Raw genomic sequence first — 17342 nt, 5'->3', positions numbered from 1 at the left:
GAGAAACAACAACAATGCCCCAGGCCTCTGTGCTGCAGAGTTTCATTGCCAACCGCTGGCTGGGCCAGCACGCCGCTCAACTGCTGCGTAGTGCAGTGGACGGGCAGGCCGTGGCCTATGCCCACGAAGAAACCCCCGATTTTGCCGAAGCTGTGCATTACGCGCGTGGCAAGGGTGGCGCGAGCCTGATGGCTCTGGATTTCCAGCAGCGTGCCGCGCGGCTGAAAGCCTTGGCGCTGTACCTCAACGAGCACAAGGAACAGCTGTACGCCATGTCCCGCCATTGCGGCGCTACCCGCGCGGACAGCTGGGTGGACATCGAAGGCGGTACCGCCACGTTGTTCAGCTACGCGGGCGTAGGCGCACGGGAATTGCCCTCCGGCAACCTGATGCACGAGGGCCCGGCGATTCCCCTTGGCAAGCAGAACCGCTTTGCGGGTACCCATATCCTGGTGCCGCGGGGTGGCGTGGCCGTGCACATCAACGCGTTCAACTTCCCCATCTGGGGCATGCTGGAAAAGTTCGCGCCCACCTTTCTCGCCGGCATGCCGTGCATCGTCAAGCCGGCCACGGCCACCAGCTACCTGACCGAAGCGGCGGTGCGCCTGATGGAGGCTTCCGGCCTGCTGCCCGAAGGCAGCCTGCAGTTGGTGATCGGCAGCACCGGCAACCTGCTGGACCTGCTCGACGGCCAGGACATCGTCACCTTCACCGGCTCGGCGGACACGGCTGCGCGGCTACGGGTGAACTCCAACCTGGTGCGTAACGCGGTGGCCTTCAATGCCGAAGCGGATTCGCTCAACTGCGCCATTCTGGCCCCGGACGTGACCCCCGATGACGAGGAGTTCGACCTGTTCGTGAAGGAGGTCGCCCGGGAAATGACCGCCAAGGCCGGGCAGAAGTGCACCGCGATCCGCCGGGCCATCGTGCCCACGCGCCACCTGGACGCAGTAGCCGAGCGCCTTAGCCAGCGCCTGGCTAGCGTGGTGGTGGGCGACCCGTCAATGGATGGCGTGAAGATGGGCGCGCTTGCTTCCCATGCGCAGCAGGCGGATGTGCGCGAGCGTGTGGCCCAACTGCTGAAAAGCAGCACGGTGCTGTTCGGCAATGGCCAAAGCTTTGAGCCGCAAGGGCAGGGCGCCAGCGAGGGCGCGTTCTTCCAGCCAACCCTGTTGCTCAGCCGCGATCCCCATGCGCCTGGCGGTGCCCACGACATCGAAGCGTTTGGCCCGGTGAGCACGCTGATGGGTTACGGCGATATCGACGAAGCCGTCACATTGGCCGCCCGCGGCCAGGGCAGCCTGGTGGCCACCCTGGTGACCCGCAGCCCGACCACGGCGGCGCGTGTGGTGCCCGCCATGGCTCGCTTACATGGCCGGCTGCATATCCTCGACCGCGAAGCCGCGCAGGAATCCACCGGCCACGGCTCGCCCTTGCCCATGCTCAAACACGGCGGCCCGGGGCGTGCCGGCGGTGGAGAAGAGCTGGGCGGCCTGCGCGCCGTGAAGCACTACCTGCAACGTGCCGCCGTGCAGGGCTCGCCCAGCATGTTGATGGCGGTGACCCAGGAGTACGTGCGTGGCGCAACGGTAATCGAAACCGAGGTGCACCCGTTCCGTCGCCATTTCGAGGACGTGCGCATCGGCGAATCACTGCTCACTCACCGGCGCACGGTTACCGAGGCTGACATCGTCAATTTTGGTTGCCTGTCGGGAGATCACTTCTACATGCACTTCGACGAGCTGGCGGCAAGGGAGTCCCAGTTCGGGCAGCGCATCGCCCATGGGTATTTTGTGCTCTCGGCCGCCGCCGGGCTGTTCGTCTCGCCCGCCCCCGGGCCAGTGCTGGCCAACTACGGGCTGGACGCCCTGCGCTTTATCAACCCGGTACACATCGGCGACACCATTCAGGCGCGGCTGACCTGCAAACGCAAGATCGACCAAGGCAAGCAAAGCCCCAAGGGCGAGCCACAAGGCGTGGTCGCCTGGGACGTGGCCGTCACCAACCAGCATGGGGAAATGGTCGCCAGCTACGACATCCTTACCCTGGTGCTCAAGCGTGGCGGGTAAGGCCCTTTTCGCCGGCTTTGCCGGCTCCTGCGGTCAGGCCAACGGCGGGCCGCGGAAGTGGTCCAGGCCCTCGATGGGCGCCAGTTTCACCGGCTGGCCGGTGCGGGCGCTTTCGTAGATGGCTTCCATCAGCTTGTGGTCTTGCACGCCTTCCTCTCCCGGCGTGTAGGGTTCGCGCCCGGTGAGTACGCAGTCGGCCATGTGGTCGATTTCCTGGGCGAACTGGTCTTTGGGCTGGAGCGTCAGCTCGGCATTGCGGGTGGCGTCGTTGTCGCGGTCGATGATGGACATCCGCTGGCCCTCGTAGAGAAACGCATTGGGCATGTCGATGGCCGCGCCTTCGAGGTTCAGGTGCTGATGCTTGTCATCCCTTGCGCCATAACTGGTCAGGCAGTTGGCGACGGTATGTGACGGAAAGCGCAACGTGAACTGCACGGTTTCTTCCACCTCGGCGAACCGCGGATCGCCAGGCGGGGACCAGATATTGGCATACACTTCCACCGGCTCCTCGCCGGTGATGAAGCGAGCCGTGTTCAGGCAATACAGCCCAATGTCCACCAGCGAACCGCCGCCAGCCATCTGCTTCTTGTGCCGCCATTGGCGGTCGCCATCCGCCGCCACCGTTTGCGTGTTGATACCCTGATAGGCCACCAGCCGGCCGTATTGCTTGTTGCGCACCAGCGTCATGGCACGGCGGTTATAGGGCTCGTACTGAATGCGGGAGGCCACCATCAGCTTCACGCCGGCCTTGCGACAAGCGTCCACCATGGCCTGGCCATCTTTCGAGGAAACTGACATGGGTTTCTCGGTGAGCACATGCTTGCCGGCCTTCGCTGCCCGTTCACAGAACTCTCGGTGCATTGCATTGGGCAGCACGATGTACACCACCTTCACGTCCGGGTTGTCGCGGATGCGGTCGAAATCTTCATAGCTGTAGCAGGCTTGAGGTTTGATCCCGTATTGCGCCGCCACTGTTTGCAATTTCTCCGGGGAGCCAGACACCAACGCCACCGGCCTGGCCTTGAGGGATTTGCCAAAGGCCGGAAGGATTTCCTCCAGCGCAAGGCGCCCCAGCCCCACGATGGCAAAACCCACCCGCTGGTCCGGCGGCAGGGGCTTGGGAGGCGGTGCCGAGGGTGTATCCGCCGGGCCGCGCCAGGCGGGGAACTTCACCGCGCCTTGTTCCACCTTGCCCGTATCGACCGGGGAGGGCGCGGCGAAGGTTTCGGCCATGGCCCGTGGCACCACGGCCGCTGCGGTGGCGGACACAGCGACGAGTTTGCAGAGGGTACGGCGATTGAACGTGGGCGGGTTCTCGCTCATGTGAAGGTCTCGCTGGCGGGCACGTTGAAAAGTCGACCGCCCGGGCCAAGCGTTGGTTTCACCGAGTCGCCACCGGGCAGGTTATTGCCCGGGGCGGCACTGATACCCTTTGGCCTGCTCGCGCTTCACCTGGGCCTTGGCTCTTGCCTCGCACGCCTCCGGGTTTTGCTGGGCGTTCCATAACACCGCCGTGGTTTTGTCGATCCGGTAAAGGGTGCGGCACACCGAGCGCGGCTGATTGCCGGGTTCTACCCAGATGGCCCGGGTATCGCCGCGTTTCTCGCACAAGTAACGGGTGGCGCCAGCTGCGGTAGGCGGCAGCATGTCTGGCTCTACCGCCGGCGCGGCGGGCACGGCGGCCGCGATGGCTGGCGCGCGGCCGTGGGTAAGTACCACCATGGGGTACAGCACGCCGCTTTGCAGGCTGGCGGGTACATGCCAGCCGAGTGTATAGCCACGCTCCAGTGCAAGGCTGCCCGCCGGGCGCGGCAGGGCAGCGCTTTGATTGCCAGCGCCCCCGGCTTCGAGCATGCCCTCGTAGGCGGCCACCGGTTCCAGCCCAGCCACAGGCTTGCCGGGCGTGCCTTGGCACTTCACCGTCGCGGACAGGCAATCGAGCCTGGAGCCCTCTTGCAACAGCACGGCTGCCCCTGATTCGAAAAACAGCGATCGCACTGCCTGCTCATCTCCGCCCGCAGCGGCAATGGCCAGCCCGCCAAGCGCCGCAGCGAGGCTGGTACGGCGTACAACCTGGGGCGAAACGCCGGCGCCCGTGGCATCCTTTTGCGTGTCCCACAGCGCAGCGGCGCTGATCACGCCTACCCGCAGAGCCTCCAGCGGGGTGGCGTTGGGTTGGCGATAAGCCCACCAGGCGGCGTAAGCGGCCGCGCCCGGCGGGCCGCCGTAGACGCTGCTGGCCAGTTGCGAGGTGGCATTGCCCAGTGTGAAAGCACGGGCCACCCGGTCAGCGCCGTTCTCCTTGCCCACTTCGCTGCCCACGCTGGCCTGCCACAGCGCAGTCAGGTCCGAATCCCCAGCGCCAGCACCACCGCGGCCATTCATCCAGGCTTCGATGGCCGGCCGGGCAGTGTCGCCCCCTACCGCGGCTTGGCCGTCGCCCGGAGGCAGTTGCACCGCAGCGGCGCGGATATCGTTCAGGGCCTGCTCGGCCACGGGGCCCCAACCGGGCCTCAGCATGCCATCAGCCAGGGCTGCGAAGGGGGCGAACAACAAGGGAATGCACAACGATAAGGTAAGGCGTGAGGTCATGGCAGGGCCGGGGCTTGGAACGCTGAAGGGTGTCGTCGACCGCAGCCTGAAGACGTGATGGCCAACAGCTTAGCTCACATACCCCGACCTGCAAGTTGCGGCCGGCCAGGTGCGGTCGGTTTCCAGTAGCGCCTATAGCTTGCGCAAGGCATCCCCGTGGTGCATCGCACTGTGGCCGGTCTTGTCGCTCTTCACTTCGTATTGCGGATTGTCCTTCGACGCCGGGCGGTGCTTGCCCATGAACTCCACGTCTTTCACATGCACCTTGGTGACCTTGCCATGGGTTTCTCCGGCCTGGGAGTTCCACGCCACGTTATCGCCTGCCTTGAAGTGTGTGCTCATCGATCGCCCTCCAGGTGTGTGCTGTGCCCGTTACCTATGGATGCGAGGGCGTAAGGAGAATTCCCTGAAAATCCGGCACGGCCTGAACGGCGCCGAGCTGTTCGTGGACGGCGGCCAGGCGCAGAACTGAACGTGCAGGAGCAAGCCGGCCTAGCCCGTTACCCGCGCCGAGGGCAGTTGCCCGGCGAAGGTGGCGGCCAGGCTGGCCAGCACCATCCGCCCCATGCGGGTTCGGGTTTGCACCGTAGCGCTGGCGCGGTGAGGTTGCAGCACCACGTTTTCCTGCCCGAACAACGCGGGCGGCACTTCGGGCTCATCCACAAACACGTCCAGCCCGGCACCGGCGATACGGCCCTCCACCAGTGCCGCCACCAGGTCGGGTTCGTTCACCAGCTTGCCCCGGGCGATGTTTATCAGGTAACCGCCCTTGCCCAGCGCGTCCAGCACGGCGGCATTGATGATGCCCTGAGCGTTATCGGCCGCCGCGGCGACGATCAGCGCGTCGCTCTCCCTGGCCAGTTCGATCAGGTTGGGTACGAAGGTGTAGGGCACATCGTCCATTGCCTTCAGGTCGGTATAGCGGATGGGGCAACCGAAGGCGCTTGCGCGCGTGGCCACCGCACGGCCTACCCGGCCCAGGCCCACAATGCCTACGCGCATGCCGCTGAATTGCCGTGCCAAGGGCAGCGGGGCCAGCGGTGTGGCGGTGGGTTTCCACAGGCCGGCGCGCACATAGCGGTCACCCGTGCACAGCCCGCGGCAGGCAGCGATCAGCAGGCCGATGGCCAAATCCGCCACGTCTTCAGTCAAGGCGCCCACGGTGGCGGTCACATGAATGCCACGGTCCCGGGCATAGGCCAGGTCCACCGCATCGGTGCCAACCCCATTCACCGCGATCACTTCAAGCTTCGGCAGTTGCTCCATTACTTCACGGGAAATCCCGGTATGGCCGCCGGTGACCACGCCACGGATGTTCGCGCCGTGCTCGCGCAGGAATTCAGCTTTGTCCGCCTGTTCGTAATAGCGGTGAACGGTGTAGTGGGCGTTCAGCTCTTCGAGGATTTCGGGAATCAGGATGGCGCTCAGTTGCAGCACTTCAGGTTTCATCGGGTGTTCTCCTCAAGCGGCTGGCTCAGCCGCGGCCCACGAAGGGCATGTTGGTGGCCATCACGGTCATGTTCAGCACGTTGGCGCTCAGGGGCAGCGCGGCGATATAGCGGACCGCGTCGGCCACATGGCTCACGTCCACCATGGGTTCCACGGCGATCTGGCCGTTGGCCTGGCGCACACCCTTGGTCATGCGAACCGACAGTTCGGTAAGGGCGTTGCCGATGTCGATCTGGCTGCAGGCGATGTTGTAGTCGCGGCCATCCAGGGCCAGCGCCTTGGTCAGCCCCAGCACGGCGTGTTTGCTGGCGGTATAAGGCGCGGTGAAGGGGCGGGGCGTATGCGCGGAAATGGAACCGTTATTGATGATCCGGCCACCCTGCGGTTGCTGCCGGCGCATCAGCCCGAAGGCGGCGCGGGCGCACAGGAACACGCCGGTCACGTTGGTATTGATCACGTTGAGCCAGTGCGACACGTCCAGCTCATCCACCGGCACGGCCGGTGCGTTGATGCCGGCGTTGTTAAACGCCACATCCAGCCGGCCGTACACCTCTTCAATGGTGGCGAACAGCGCGTCGACGCTGGCCGGGTCGCGTACATCGGTCGGCACTGCCAGCGCCTGCTGGCCCTGGGCCTCGGCTTCGGTGACCAGTGCCTGCAAAGGTTCAGGGCGGCGGCCGGCCAGTACTACGGCAAAGCCGTCCGCCAGCAGGCCCAGCGCGACGGAGCGGCCGATACCGCTGCCGGCACCGGTCACCAGGGCGACTTTCACAGGGGCGTTGGTTGTCATTGTGGGTGCTCCTTGTGTGGGAAAACAGGCTGTGACAAATCAGGTCAGGGGCGCGGGCCAACGCGCATTTCAAGGGAACCGATCCCGTCGATGACGGCATTGACCACATCCCCCGGTTGCAAGGCCGCGACCCCGGGCGGGGTGCCGGTCATGATCAAGTCACCCGGCTGCAAGGTAATGTAGGCCGACAGCTGACTGATCACATCCGCCACGGGCCAGATCTGCCGCGAAAGGTCCGAGCGCTGGCGCTCCTGGCCGTTCACGCTTAGCCAGATCGCCCCCGCCTGCGGATGGCCGATGCGCTGGGCTGGCATTAAAGCCGTTATCGGGGCAGCGCCGTCGAATGCCTTGGCGGCTTCCCAAGGCTGGCCCACGGCCTTGGCGGCCATTTGCAGGTCGCGGCGGGTGAGGTCCAGCCCGGCGGCATAGCCCCACACGTGCTCCAGCGCCTGTGCCGGGTCGATGTTCGAGCCCCCCTTGCCAATGGCGACTACCAGTTCGATTTCGTGGCAGAACTCCTCGGTGAGGGGCGGGTAAGGGATTTCACCCGTGGCGTCGATCACGGCGCTGGCGGGCTTCATGAAGTACAGCGGTTTCTCCCTCGATGCACCGGGTACCCCATCCCAGGAATAGTTGCGCCCCAGGCAGAATACCCGGGCCACGGGAAACCGCAGTTCGCTGTCGCGAACCGGCAGCGTGGTCACAGGCGGTGCCTCGAAAGCCAGTCCAGCCATGGTGTTGTTCCTTGTAATCGCGGTTGGGCAGGGCCCATCCTACGGCGGCGGAGTAAGCGAAAGTTGGACAAAGCGGCGTTGCGAGTGGACGAAACCGGGCAATGCGTGCGGGGGTAAAAAGGAGGCCGCGCGCTGGCGGCCCCAAGGGTGGATGCGCAGTTACCTGGCTTGCAACTCGATGCGGTGCAGGCGTCCCAGCAGGAAGGAATACGACAGCGTCCCGATGGCGGCCACCGCACCGATGAACCAGAAGGCATAGGCGAACTGGTGGGTGGTTTGCACGATGGCGCCAATCACGATAGGCGTGACAATACCGCCGATGTTCGCGGCCAGGCTGGTGACCCCACCGGTGAGCCCGATCAGCTCCTTGGGCGCCACTTCCGACACCGCCGCCCAGGAGGACGACGCAATACCTTGAGCGAAGAACGCACAGGTCAGCACCGCGATACACACCACATTGGAGTCGGTGAAGTTGACCAGCACAATGGACATCCCCAGCGCGGAGCCCACCACCAGCGGCAGCTTGCGAGCGAACGACAGCGAGTGGCCGCGGCGGATCAGCAGGTCGGAAATGATCCCCGCCAGCAGAATGCCCACCGTGGCGCCAATGAACGGCAGCACGGCGAAGATCCCCACCTTGATGGTGCTCATCTGGCGCTCTTCCATCAGGTAGGTGGGGAACCAGGTGAGGAAGAAGTACAGCGCCGAAGTGCTGGCGAACTTGCCAATGCAGATAGCCCACACCTGGCGATAGCGGAACAGTTCGGTGACCTGGCGCCAGTTGAACCGCGTACGCTGCTGGCTGCTTTTCACCAGGCCACCGCCGTCCTCGATGTATTGCAGTTCTTCCTTGCTCACCTTCTTGCAGTTAAGCGGGTCGCGGTACACGAACAGCCACACCACACCGAACACAATGCCCACGATGCCCGTGCTGTAGAACACATGACGCCAATCGTAGGTGGTGGCGATCCACAACAGGGCGCCGGTGAACAGCGCGGTGCCCAGGTACTGGCCGCACACGTAGATGCTGCTGGCCATGCCACGTTCACGGGCCGGGAACCACACCGTCACCGCGCGGCTGTTGGCCGGGAATGCCGGCGCCTCCATTGCCCCCACGGCCAGGCGCAGGCCGAACAGCGAAGCAAAGCCGCCCACCAGGCCCTGGCATACAGTAGCGGCCGACCAGGTGATCAGTGAGGCCCCATAGGTGACGCGCGAGCCGAAGCGGTCGGCAATAAAACCAGCCGGCACCAGCGCGAAGGCGTAGGTCCAGGCGAAGGCCGAGAAAATCAGCCCCATCTGGATTTTGTCCAGGCCCAGGTCCTTGGCCATGAACGGCGCGGCAATGGAGATGTTTACCCGGTCTACGTAGTTGATGATGGTGGCGATCAGCAGCAGGCTGAGCATGAACCATCGCCTGCGGGTGGGCAGGGCGCCAGCTCGGCTGGCCGAGCGTGCCGACGTGGCGGCGCCGGTAGCGGCGGTCGCGCTGTCGGGACCGGAAGGAGGGGCGAATGCAGCGCCGCGCGGTGTATTGAGCATGGGCGAACACCTTCTAATTATTGTTGATAGATGTTAGTGGTGCAGGTTTCAGGTTATCGTACAACTCGGCCTGGTCAACGCCGGTAGGGATTAAAAACAGGCCCGTTGGTGCAGGTTGATAAATAAGTGCAAGAAATCCGGCCGGTGCGATTTGTCGGCGTCGTAGGGGATGGCGCGATAAGATGCCTGCGGCAGAGCGGTTCCATAACGTGCGGCGCGCTGGCGTTTTTTGGACTTGGCGGTAAACCCCTTCGCAGTGATGTCACCGCCAGAAATTGAAGTTGTCCTACATGTTGGGGCAGGCCGCTTCTTTTAAGGTCGCAGAACAGGAGTAACGATGCCGCCACCTTCTACCCGCGTGCCTACGTTCGGTATGCAACAGCGCAGCGAGCGGCCGGATTTTTATATTCGCGAGAAAACCGCCGAGAACGCCGAAGCGACAGCGCACCGTCATGAATATTTCCAGATTCAGATCAACCTGGGCGCAGACACGGTGCACTACGTCAGCAATGTGGAACGGCCATTCCCGCAGCATGCCGTGGCGTTCATCCTGCCCCACCGGGTTCATTTGATTCCGCCGCCGAAGGGCGGGCGGTTCGTGTTAATCAATTTCGATCAGAATTTCTTACTGCCGCATTTGCAATGCTCACCGCTGGACCTGGAAGACGTATCGATCCAGCAAGCGCCGGAGCTCACGCCGTTCCGGTTCCAGGCCCAGGTGGATTTCGTGCTTGAAGGCGAGCCGCTGGCCCAGGTGCTCGCCCTGCTCGACCAGATGCGCCAGCTCGACGGCAACCGGGAATTCGGCACCCGCGAGCAGCTCAAGGGCTGCCTGCTGCAACTGATCGGCATTGTGTGTCGCCGTTACGCCCAGCCCCTCACGGCCCTGGCCGCCGGCAATACGGCCCAACGCAGCCGTCGCGATGCGCTGGCACGCATGACCGACTATGTACGCAAGCACCTGGCCGACCCCGACCTGGACCTGAAAACCGTGGCAGCCGCCACGTACCTCTCGCCCAACTACCTCACCCACTGGCTGCGCAAGGAAACCGGCAAGACCTTCAGCGAACTGGTGCTCGAGCGGCGCATGCACCTGGCCCGCAACCTGCTGCTCAACAGTACCCGCCCGGTGGGGGAAATCGCGACCCTCTGCGGCTTCGCCGACGAAGCCTACTTCTCCCGCCGCTTCCGCCAGGCCCACGGCCTGCCGCCGGGGCAATTTCGGCGGCGGGATGCGGGGGTGTAGAGAGCAACAGGGTTCTCGCCCGGATGTTCGGCGGTGTACCGGTCGCGGGCAAGCCACGCTGCTACAGAATGAATTGGCGACCAGCCCGTGCGTTCGGCGGCACACATTCAACTACGGCGACGCGCTCACCGCTATCGTCTAAAAAACCGAACGGCTGCGCGCCATTTGTACTAGTTTCGACGTAATGCACTGTTTTCAAAAACAACAAGGACAGATTCATGCTGAAAACCATCGATCCACTGCTTACTGGCCAATTACTGCAAATTCTCGCGGACATGGGCCACGGCGATGAGTTGGTGCTGGGCGACGCCAACTTCCCCGCCGCTGCGGTTGCGCAGCGCCTGGTTCAATTGCCGGGGCACACGGCAACCTCGGTGCTGCAGGCGGTGCTGTCACTACTGCCGCTGGATGATTTCGTTGAACAACCGGCCGCGGTCATGGCGTGCCCCGATGGGCAGCCAGCGATTTACAGCGAATTCACCACGCTTATCCATGACAGCGAAGGCCGTGCCCTGACGCTTGAGCCGATCGACCGCTTCGAATTCTATGATCGCGCCAAGCTGGCTTACGCCGTGGTGTCCACCGGCGAGCGCCGGCTGTACGGCAACATTATTCTCAAGAAGGGCGTCATTCGCGCCTGATCGTCAGATCAGCACCTCGGAGGCACCATGCTCGATTGTCATCAGCACTTCTGGAAAATGGACCGTGGGGACTACAGCTGGATGGGGACACAGGTGGCGCCTTTGCTGCGGGACTTCCTGCCAGACGACCTGCGCGGCGAAATGCGCCGCGCAGGGGTCAGCCGCACGGTGGTCGTGCAGGCGGCGCAGACAGAGGCCGAAACCGACTTCCTCCTGGCGCTCGCCGCAGAGACGGACTTCATTGCCGGGGTGGTGGGCTGGCTGGACCTGGAAGCGGCGGATTTTCCCGAGAAACTGGCCCGCTATCGGAGTAACCCGTTGCTGGTGGGCTTGCGCCCCATGCTGCAGGAGCTGGACGACGACGCCTGGATTCTTCGCCCGCAGGTGCTGGCCAACCTCAAGCGGATCGCCGTGGCCGGGCTGGGGTTCGACCTGCTCACGTTCAGTCGCCATTTGCCCTATGTGATCGAAGCACTGCAGCAAACCCCGGGGCTGCGGGCGGTGATCGATCATGTGTCGAAACCCGCGATCGGGGCGGGGCCTACAGACCCGGCCTTTGCAGGCTGGGCGAGCAACATGCAAACCGTCGCGGGGCTGGCCAACGTGTGCTGCAAAGTCTCCGGCATGGTCACCGAAGCCTCGGCGGACTGGGCGCTGGAAGATTTCCGGCCCTATATCGACGTGGTAGCCAACGCCTTCGGCCCGCAGCGCTTGATGTTCGGCAGCGACTGGCCGGTGTGCACCCTGGCGGCCAGCTACGCCGAGGTGCATAACCTGGCCCGGGTGCTGTTGGGCAGCCACTTCGGGCCGGAAGAAATGAGCCAGTTGTTCGAAGGCAACGCCGCGCGGTTCTATGGCGTATGAGGCTTTAGTATTACGCGGCTGTCTTGCGCCCGACCAGGCGACGTTACACCGTCACATGCTCCGGCGCCGCCACGCCCAGGATAGTTACTTCGGTCGCATCGGCAAACACGAAGTTTTCCGGCCGCAGCCGATTCTCTACCAGGTAGTCTCCCGCCAGTGAAATTTCGAAGCGGTGGCCCGAAGCGTCGGCGTCGTAGTCTTTAAGGTAGGTACGGTCGAGCTCGGCGTTGTAGGTCACTTTCAACGTGTGGCTGGTGCCGTTTCCAAGGCCGGTGTAGCCCAGCGCCGATACGTCGATCACGTCCTGATAGCGGGTGAAATCCTGGATCACGTCGGTGGAGCTTGCGCTGGCTGTGCGGTAGCTGTCATCGGCGCAGGTAAAGAGGAAGGTGTCGTTGCCGCTGCCGCCGGTGAGCAGGTCACGCCCGCTGCCACCGATCAGTACGTCGTCATCGGCCCCGCCGTCCAGGCGGTCGTTACCCGCCAGGCCTCGCAGAATTTCCTGCACCGGGGTACCGATCAGCGTATCCGCGCCTGCGGTGCCGGTGATTGGCGCCGGCTCGAACAGCAGGTTGCTGGTATTCAATTTTCCGGAAAGGTCGCCGTCCAGTGTCAGCTCGAAGCGCTGGCCGTCCGCGTCCGCATCATAGCTTTTGAGGTAGGTGAGGGTGCCGGCGGCGTTCACCTGGATGGCCAGGGTGCCGTCATGGCCATTGCCGATGCCCGTGAAGCCCAGCGTAGTAAGGTCGATGCGGTCCTGGCTGGCATTGAAATCCAGTATACGGTCGCTGACATTGGTGCTGGCTGTGCGGTAGCTGTCGCTGATCGCCTCGAAGCGGAACACGTCCGCCCCCGCGCCGCCACTCAGCTGGTCGCGGCCGCCATTGCCTTGCAGCACGTCCGCGCCCGCCAACCCCTTGATGATTTCCCCCTCGCTCGAGCCCGGCAGCACATCGGCGTTCGGTGAACCGTCCACATGGTGCTTGCCATCCGGGCTGGCGAAGTGGGTGTCCAGCGTGCCGTTGGCGTTCAGGCGGATCACGCCGTAATCGCCACCGCTGTCGCCAGCGACGATGATCTTGCCGTCTGCCTGCACGGTGATCGCCCGCGGCGATTCGTAGCCGTCAGACGTACTGATAGTGACCACGCCATCGGTGCCGAACGTGGTGTCGTAGCTGCCATCGGCGTTGAGCCGCACAATCGTGTAGCTGTCGTAACCTTCGCCGTTGTTGGCCAACAGGAGCTTGCCGTCCGCCTGCACGGTAACGCCGCCACGGGGATCGGTCAGCGTGCCGGAATCGAGCGTCAGTACGCCCTGGTCGCCGAAGGTGGTGTCTGGCGAGCCATCGGCGTTCACCCGGGCGAGGGTGTAGGGATAGTCGCCGCCATATTTCAGGCCAGCCAGCAGCCATTGACCATTGGCGAGCGCACGCACTTCCACGCCATCGGCACCGATGTCGAACGGGGCGGCGAAGCTGAATTCGCCGTTGTCAACGAAGGTGGTGTCCAGTGTGCCGTTGGAATTCAGGCGTACCACATTCACGTCGCCCTCGTTCAAGGTGGTCACCAGCACCGAGCCGTCGGCGTTTGCCATCACCGTTGCGCTGGAATCGCCGGTGTCGCTGGGGAAGCTAGCGGCGGCGTTGGTGTTGAACGTGGTATCCAGCGCGCCGTTGGCCTTGATGCGAATCACCCCGTAGTCGCTGCTGGTCGGCCCGAAGTGAATGCTGCTCACTAATACCGAACCGTCTGCCTGCACCGCCAGGCTGTAGCCTTCGTCGATGGACACCTCGGCGCTGATCACCGTGCGGCCATTGGTGCCGTAGGTAGTGTCCAGCGTGCCGTCGGCGTTCAGGCGCACGATCGAATAATCGTAATCGGTTTCAAAGATGCCCCCGTAAAAGCTGAAACCGGCTACGAGGATCTTGCCGTCGGCCTGCACGCTGACACTTTGGTTTACCTCCTCGAAACCGGCAACGTCGATCACGGCGATCCCGGGAGACGTTCGAGTGGAATACGTGGAAGTCGATACAGTGGCCATGGGCATTCCCTTGTTAGCAGAGCGCGCCGAAGCGGCGGCGAAAACATCACCCTAGCCGTGAATCGCCGATTAGCCAGAAGAGATCCAATACCGCCGGTCAGTCGCTTGTGTACCTACGCCGATACACGGCTTTGACAGGGCACATGCCGCTGCCTATACCCACTTCACACGCCTCTACACCCGGGTGCCCTATGGACAGCTGCAACCCTGGTCAGCCTCGGCAGTCGGCCGCCCCTTCGTACGTCTATACCTCTGCAAACCTGCACCCGTGCTCACGTGGGCATGCGCTTGCCATTGCAGTAATGGTTGCCATAGGCAGCCCCTTGACCGAAGCGCGAGCTGAGGACACGTGCACCCGCCGGCTGACCGTAGTAGAAGGGCCAGTCACGGCCCGGTGCCAGCTGAGCGCGGGCGAGAGCCTGGTGGTAAGCGCCACGGGCAGCGTCGCCGTTGCGCAAGGCGCCGCCGTGGCGATGCAGGGGGCGAACTTCTCTACGGCGCGCATCCTCAACGCCGGCACGCTGAGCAGCGAAGGCCTGGATGACTTTGTGGTGAACATCGACCGCTCGGTGCTGGGGCAGCTCAGCAACACGGGGCTTATCCAGGCGCTGGGCGCCAGCGAAGGTGCTGTGCTGATCCGCGACAGCAACCTGGCCGGCGATGTGCGCAACAGCAGCAGCCTCGAAGGCCGCTACCGTGGTTTGGTGGTGGAAGGCAGTTCGGTGGCGGGCTCGATCATCAACAGCGGCAGCATCACGGCGGGTAGCACACCCCTGCAGGTGGTAGGCACGCTGGTGTACGGCGACGTGCGCAACAGCGGCAACATCGCCAGCCGCAGCGGCGGCTCGGAAATCGCCAACAGCCATGTGCTGGGCAGCTTCGTGAACAGCGGCGTGTTCACCAGCGGTATCACGTCGTTCTTCATGAGCAATACCGTGATCGACGGTGGCTTCGTGAACAGCGGCACCATCGAGTCGGGCTCCAACATCAATATCAACGATAGCGTGTTCGGGAGCTTCACCAACACGGGCACCCTGCATGCGTATTCTGGCGATGTGTCACTGAGCGACACGCTGGTGAAGGGCGATTTCATCAACCGCGGCACCATTTCCACCGGGCAGACGGGCTACGCCGGGCTGTCGTTGTATGGCGGGATGATTGGCGGCAGTTTGATCAACCGCGGCACCATGGACGGCGGCCACTTCGCCCCTGCGCTCAATGCCGACCAAGGCGCGGTAATTGTGGGTGACCTGCGCAATCAGGGTTTGATCCAGGGGCGCACAGGCATGCGACTTAACAGCAGCCATATCATTGGCAGCCTGATAAACACCGGGCGCATCGTTGGTAATGTGGCCGAGGACGAGCAACAGGGCGTAGGGCTGCGCGTCACTGGCGGTGACATTGGCGCAGACCTGCGCAACAGCGGCACCATCCTGGGCTACGACCAGGGCATTCGGCTGGAGAATGTGCGCATTGGTGGCAAGGTGGTGAACAGCGGCACCGTACGCGGCCAGACCGCGATGGCCCTGTTGGGAACCACCACCGTGGATACGCTGGAAAACCGCGGCGCGTTGGCGGGTGAGGCGATTGGCTTGCGGATAGGCGAGGGTGCTCATGTGCAAACCCTGTGGGCGTACGGCACGCTGTCCGGCGCTGACTATGCCCTCTATGTGGATGACGACAGCCGCCTGGATACGCTGACCATCGCCGGCCGCTACATCACCTGGTTCGACGCGCCCGTGCATGCCCCGGGCACCCGCGCGTACCTTTACAGCAACGCCGCTTACATGATGGAAGGCGGCAGCGTGTTCGAGGTAGAGCGCTTCGTGAACCGAGGTACGTTGGCGGTAAACACCCCGATCACCGGGCTGAACCCCGCGCGGATCGACGGTGATTACACCCAGGCCGGTACCGCCGTACTACAGACATGGGTCGCCAGTGCGCAAAGCTATGGCCAGCTGAAAGTCAGTGGCACGGCGACGTTGCCCAGCAATGCCCGCTTGGACGTTGGCCTGTACAGCTCTAATACCCCCTTTACCGTCAGCAGCCTGGCGGACGTGATCAGCGCCGGGCGGCTGGTGTCCGATGGCACCTTTAATGTGACCAGCACTTCAGCCTTGTTCAACTTCGGCGCGGTGAAAGATGGCAACACGGTGGACCTTACACTTTCGCCCAAGGCCTCTGACGGCGTCGCCAGTGCCGTTCGCCATGCAGGGTTGGGTGGAGCGGCGGGCGCAGCGGCGGTGGTTGACCGGCAATTGGCCAAAGGCGCTGCGAGCCCGCTGACCGGTTATTTCGTGGGCGCCAGCAGCAATGCTCAGGTGGCTGCCACACTGGCTCAGGCGCTGCCCATGGACAATGCGGCGTTGCGCACCAGCCAGGCAGCCTTGGCCTCCATTGGCCAAGCGGTGCAAGGGCGCATGAGTGCCGGCGCCTTGGGCCTGAGCCGGGTCGGTGACAGCGGCGCTAGTGAGCTGTGGAGCCAACCGTTCAGTTACAGCGGCAACCGCGACAGCGGCGTCGACAGTGCCGGCGGCAGCGTGATCGGCCTGGACACTCCGGTTTCCGCCACGCACCGCGTAGGGGTAGCGTTTGCTTACGCCAGGGGCGGTACGGCCGGGGGTGTATCGGGTGGGCCGCAACAAAACGAACTCGACCTGTGGCAATTCCTCGGCTACAGCGCCCATGCATTGGATGCCCGAACGGAATGGATGCTATACGGCGGCGCAGGTAGCCTCCAGGTGGACGGGCAGCGGGAGCTGTTGGCCGGCGCGGCACATGCCCGCTATGACAGCGCAGTGGCGACACTGGGCAGCAGCCTGGCGCAGCGCTACGACCTCGGCGAGCGCACGCGGCTGATGCCGTCGCTGCGGCTGGATTACAACCATGTGCACGAGGGGCGATATCAAGAGCGGGGCCCGGCAGGCCTGCAACCGCTGCTGTTGAACGTGGCGGCACGGGACACCGGGCAGTTGATTGCAGGCTTCGACGCCCGGCTGGAACAGGACATGGGCGCGGCAACGCGGCTACGGTTGAACCTGGGCATGGGTTACGACCTGATCAATGATCCAGGCACTCGCACCGCCGCCTTTGCCGGCGCCCCCCACGACAGCTTCACCATCACCGGCGAACAGCCCAGCCCCTGGCTGTTGCGAGGCGGGGCAGGAGTAGTGAGCACGCTGCGCGGCGGCACCGAGGTGTCGCTCACTTACGACGCTCAAAGCCGCAGCGATTACACCGACCACAGTGCCTCGCTGCGGGTGAATGCACCGTTTTGAATAGGGCGCCTGCAGCAGCGTAGCGTGCTAGCGACCTGCTTTACCGCAGTGATGCGTCAATCGCTGGCAAGCCAGGCTGCTACGGCTGATGGCCCG

At 64.0% G+C, this 17342-nt stretch carries 13 protein-coding genes; 5 read left to right on the top strand and 8 right to left on the bottom strand.

From position 1 onward, the window contains the following. Positions 1-14 precede the first annotated feature (14 nt). Positions 15-2069 (top strand): phenylacetic acid degradation bifunctional protein PaaZ, encoded by a 2055-nt coding sequence (gene paaZ, locus LG385_RS12955; RefSeq protein WP_225774620.1) that lies wholly within the window; start codon positions 15-17, stop codon positions 2067-2069. 33 nt (positions 2070-2102) lie between these two features. Here the strand turns inward: paaZ and LG385_RS12950 are convergent, their stop codons facing one another. The 7 genes from LG385_RS12950 to LG385_RS12920 form a co-directional block, all read right to left on the bottom strand. After that, complete coding sequence (locus LG385_RS12950; RefSeq protein ID WP_225774619.1) at positions 2103-3392, bottom strand: Gfo/Idh/MocA family protein; 1290 nt, start codon at positions 3390-3392, stop codon at positions 2103-2105. Between the two features lie 81 nt (positions 3393-3473). Further along, positions 3474-4661, bottom strand: a complete 1188-nt coding sequence (locus LG385_RS12945) for a hypothetical protein (RefSeq protein ID WP_225774618.1) — start codon at positions 4659-4661, stop codon at positions 3474-3476. Between the two features lie 132 nt (positions 4662-4793). Further along, a complete protein-coding gene (locus tag LG385_RS12940; RefSeq protein WP_225774617.1) occupies positions 4794-5003 on the bottom strand; it encodes a DUF2945 domain-containing protein in 210 nt (69 codons plus the stop codon). 150 nt (positions 5004-5153) lie between these two features. Further along, entirely contained in the window at positions 5154-6110 is a 957-nt protein-coding gene (locus tag LG385_RS12935) for a 2-hydroxyacid dehydrogenase (protein ID WP_225774616.1), read from the bottom strand. Positions 6111-6135: 25 nt separating this feature from the next. After that, positions 6136-6900 (bottom strand): SDR family oxidoreductase, encoded by a 765-nt coding sequence (locus tag LG385_RS12930; protein ID WP_225774615.1) that lies wholly within the window; start codon positions 6898-6900, stop codon positions 6136-6138. 44 nt (positions 6901-6944) lie between these two features. After that, positions 6945-7634 (bottom strand): fumarylacetoacetate hydrolase family protein, encoded by a 690-nt coding sequence (locus LG385_RS12925; RefSeq protein ID WP_225774614.1) that lies wholly within the window; start codon positions 7632-7634, stop codon positions 6945-6947. A gap of 159 nt (positions 7635-7793) precedes the next feature. Further along, the gene (locus tag LG385_RS12920; protein ID WP_225776237.1) at positions 7794-9041 is read right to left on the bottom strand and encodes an MFS transporter; all 1248 of its coding nucleotides are present in this window, start codon (positions 9039-9041) and stop codon (positions 7794-7796) included. Between the two features lie 472 nt (positions 9042-9513). On the opposite strand from LG385_RS12920, the gene LG385_RS12915 reads away from it, so the two are divergent. The 3 genes from LG385_RS12915 to LG385_RS12905 all read left to right on the top strand — a co-directional run bounded on the left by LG385_RS12915 (position 9514) and on the right by LG385_RS12905 (position 11927). Continuing rightward, on the top strand, positions 9514-10422 hold the full coding sequence (locus LG385_RS12915; protein ID WP_225774613.1) for a helix-turn-helix transcriptional regulator: 909 nt from the start codon (positions 9514-9516) through the stop codon (positions 10420-10422). Between the two features lie 218 nt (positions 10423-10640). Then, a complete protein-coding gene (locus LG385_RS12910; RefSeq protein ID WP_225774612.1) occupies positions 10641-11063 on the top strand; it encodes an RbsD/FucU family protein in 423 nt (140 codons plus the stop codon). Positions 11064-11090: 27 nt separating this feature from the next. Then, the gene (locus LG385_RS12905) at positions 11091-11927 is read left to right on the top strand and encodes an amidohydrolase family protein (RefSeq protein ID WP_225774611.1); all 837 of its coding nucleotides are present in this window, start codon (positions 11091-11093) and stop codon (positions 11925-11927) included. Between the two features lie 43 nt (positions 11928-11970). Here LG385_RS12905 and LG385_RS25450 read toward each other — a convergent pair whose 3' ends face one another. After that, positions 11971-13968 (bottom strand): M10 family metallopeptidase C-terminal domain-containing protein, encoded by a 1998-nt coding sequence (locus tag LG385_RS25450; RefSeq protein WP_263974693.1) that lies wholly within the window; start codon positions 13966-13968, stop codon positions 11971-11973. 323 nt (positions 13969-14291) lie between these two features. Between LG385_RS25450 and LG385_RS12890 the strand changes: the two genes are divergently transcribed. Then, positions 14292-17246, top strand: a complete 2955-nt coding sequence (locus LG385_RS12890) for an autotransporter domain-containing protein (RefSeq protein WP_225774610.1) — start codon at positions 14292-14294, stop codon at positions 17244-17246. Positions 17247-17342: the final 96 nt, after the last annotated feature.

The sequence above is a fragment of the Pseudomonas sp. Marseille-Q5115 genome, assembly GCF_916618905.1.
GTDB classification, from domain to species: domain Bacteria; phylum Pseudomonadota; class Gammaproteobacteria; order Pseudomonadales; family Pseudomonadaceae; genus Aquipseudomonas; species Aquipseudomonas japonica_A.
Note: the sequence above shows the minus strand (reverse complement) of the source record. Positions and strands in the feature narration are given on the sequence as shown.

What these genes read in the sequence shown, in the direction of transcription:
- LG385_RS12940 (WP_225774617.1), bottom strand. Translation starts at nt 5,003, where the DNA reads ATGAGCACACACTTCAAGGCAGGCGATAACGTGGCGTGGAACTCCCAG.
- LG385_RS12945 (WP_225774618.1), bottom strand. Translation starts at nt 4,661, where the DNA reads ATGACCTCACGCCTTACCTTATCGTTGTGCATTCCCTTGTTGTTCGCC.
- LG385_RS12925 (WP_225774614.1), bottom strand. Translation starts at nt 7,634, where the DNA reads ATGGCTGGACTGGCTTTCGAGGCACCGCCTGTGACCACGCTGCCGGTT.
- LG385_RS12910 (WP_225774612.1), top strand. Translation starts at nt 10,641, where the DNA reads ATGCTGAAAACCATCGATCCACTGCTTACTGGCCAATTACTGCAAATT.
- LG385_RS12920 (WP_225776237.1), bottom strand. Translation starts at nt 9,041, where the DNA reads ATGCTCAGCCTGCTGCTGATCGCCACCATCATCAACTACGTAGACCGG.
- LG385_RS12930 (WP_225774615.1), bottom strand. Translation starts at nt 6,900, where the DNA reads ATGACAACCAACGCCCCTGTGAAAGTCGCCCTGGTGACCGGTGCCGGC.
- LG385_RS12950 (WP_225774619.1), bottom strand. Translation starts at nt 3,392, where the DNA reads ATGAGCGAGAACCCGCCCACGTTCAATCGCCGTACCCTCTGCAAACTC.
- LG385_RS12915 (WP_225774613.1), top strand. Translation starts at nt 9,514, where the DNA reads ATGCCGCCACCTTCTACCCGCGTGCCTACGTTCGGTATGCAACAGCGC.
- LG385_RS12935 (WP_225774616.1), bottom strand. Translation starts at nt 6,110, where the DNA reads ATGAAACCTGAAGTGCTGCAACTGAGCGCCATCCTGATTCCCGAAATC.
- LG385_RS25450 (WP_263974693.1), bottom strand. Translation starts at nt 13,968, where the DNA reads ATGGCCACTGTATCGACTTCCACGTATTCCACTCGAACGTCTCCCGGG.
- paaZ (WP_225774620.1), top strand. Translation starts at nt 15, where the DNA reads ATGCCCCAGGCCTCTGTGCTGCAGAGTTTCATTGCCAACCGCTGGCTG.
- LG385_RS12905 (WP_225774611.1), top strand. Translation starts at nt 11,091, where the DNA reads ATGCTCGATTGTCATCAGCACTTCTGGAAAATGGACCGTGGGGACTAC.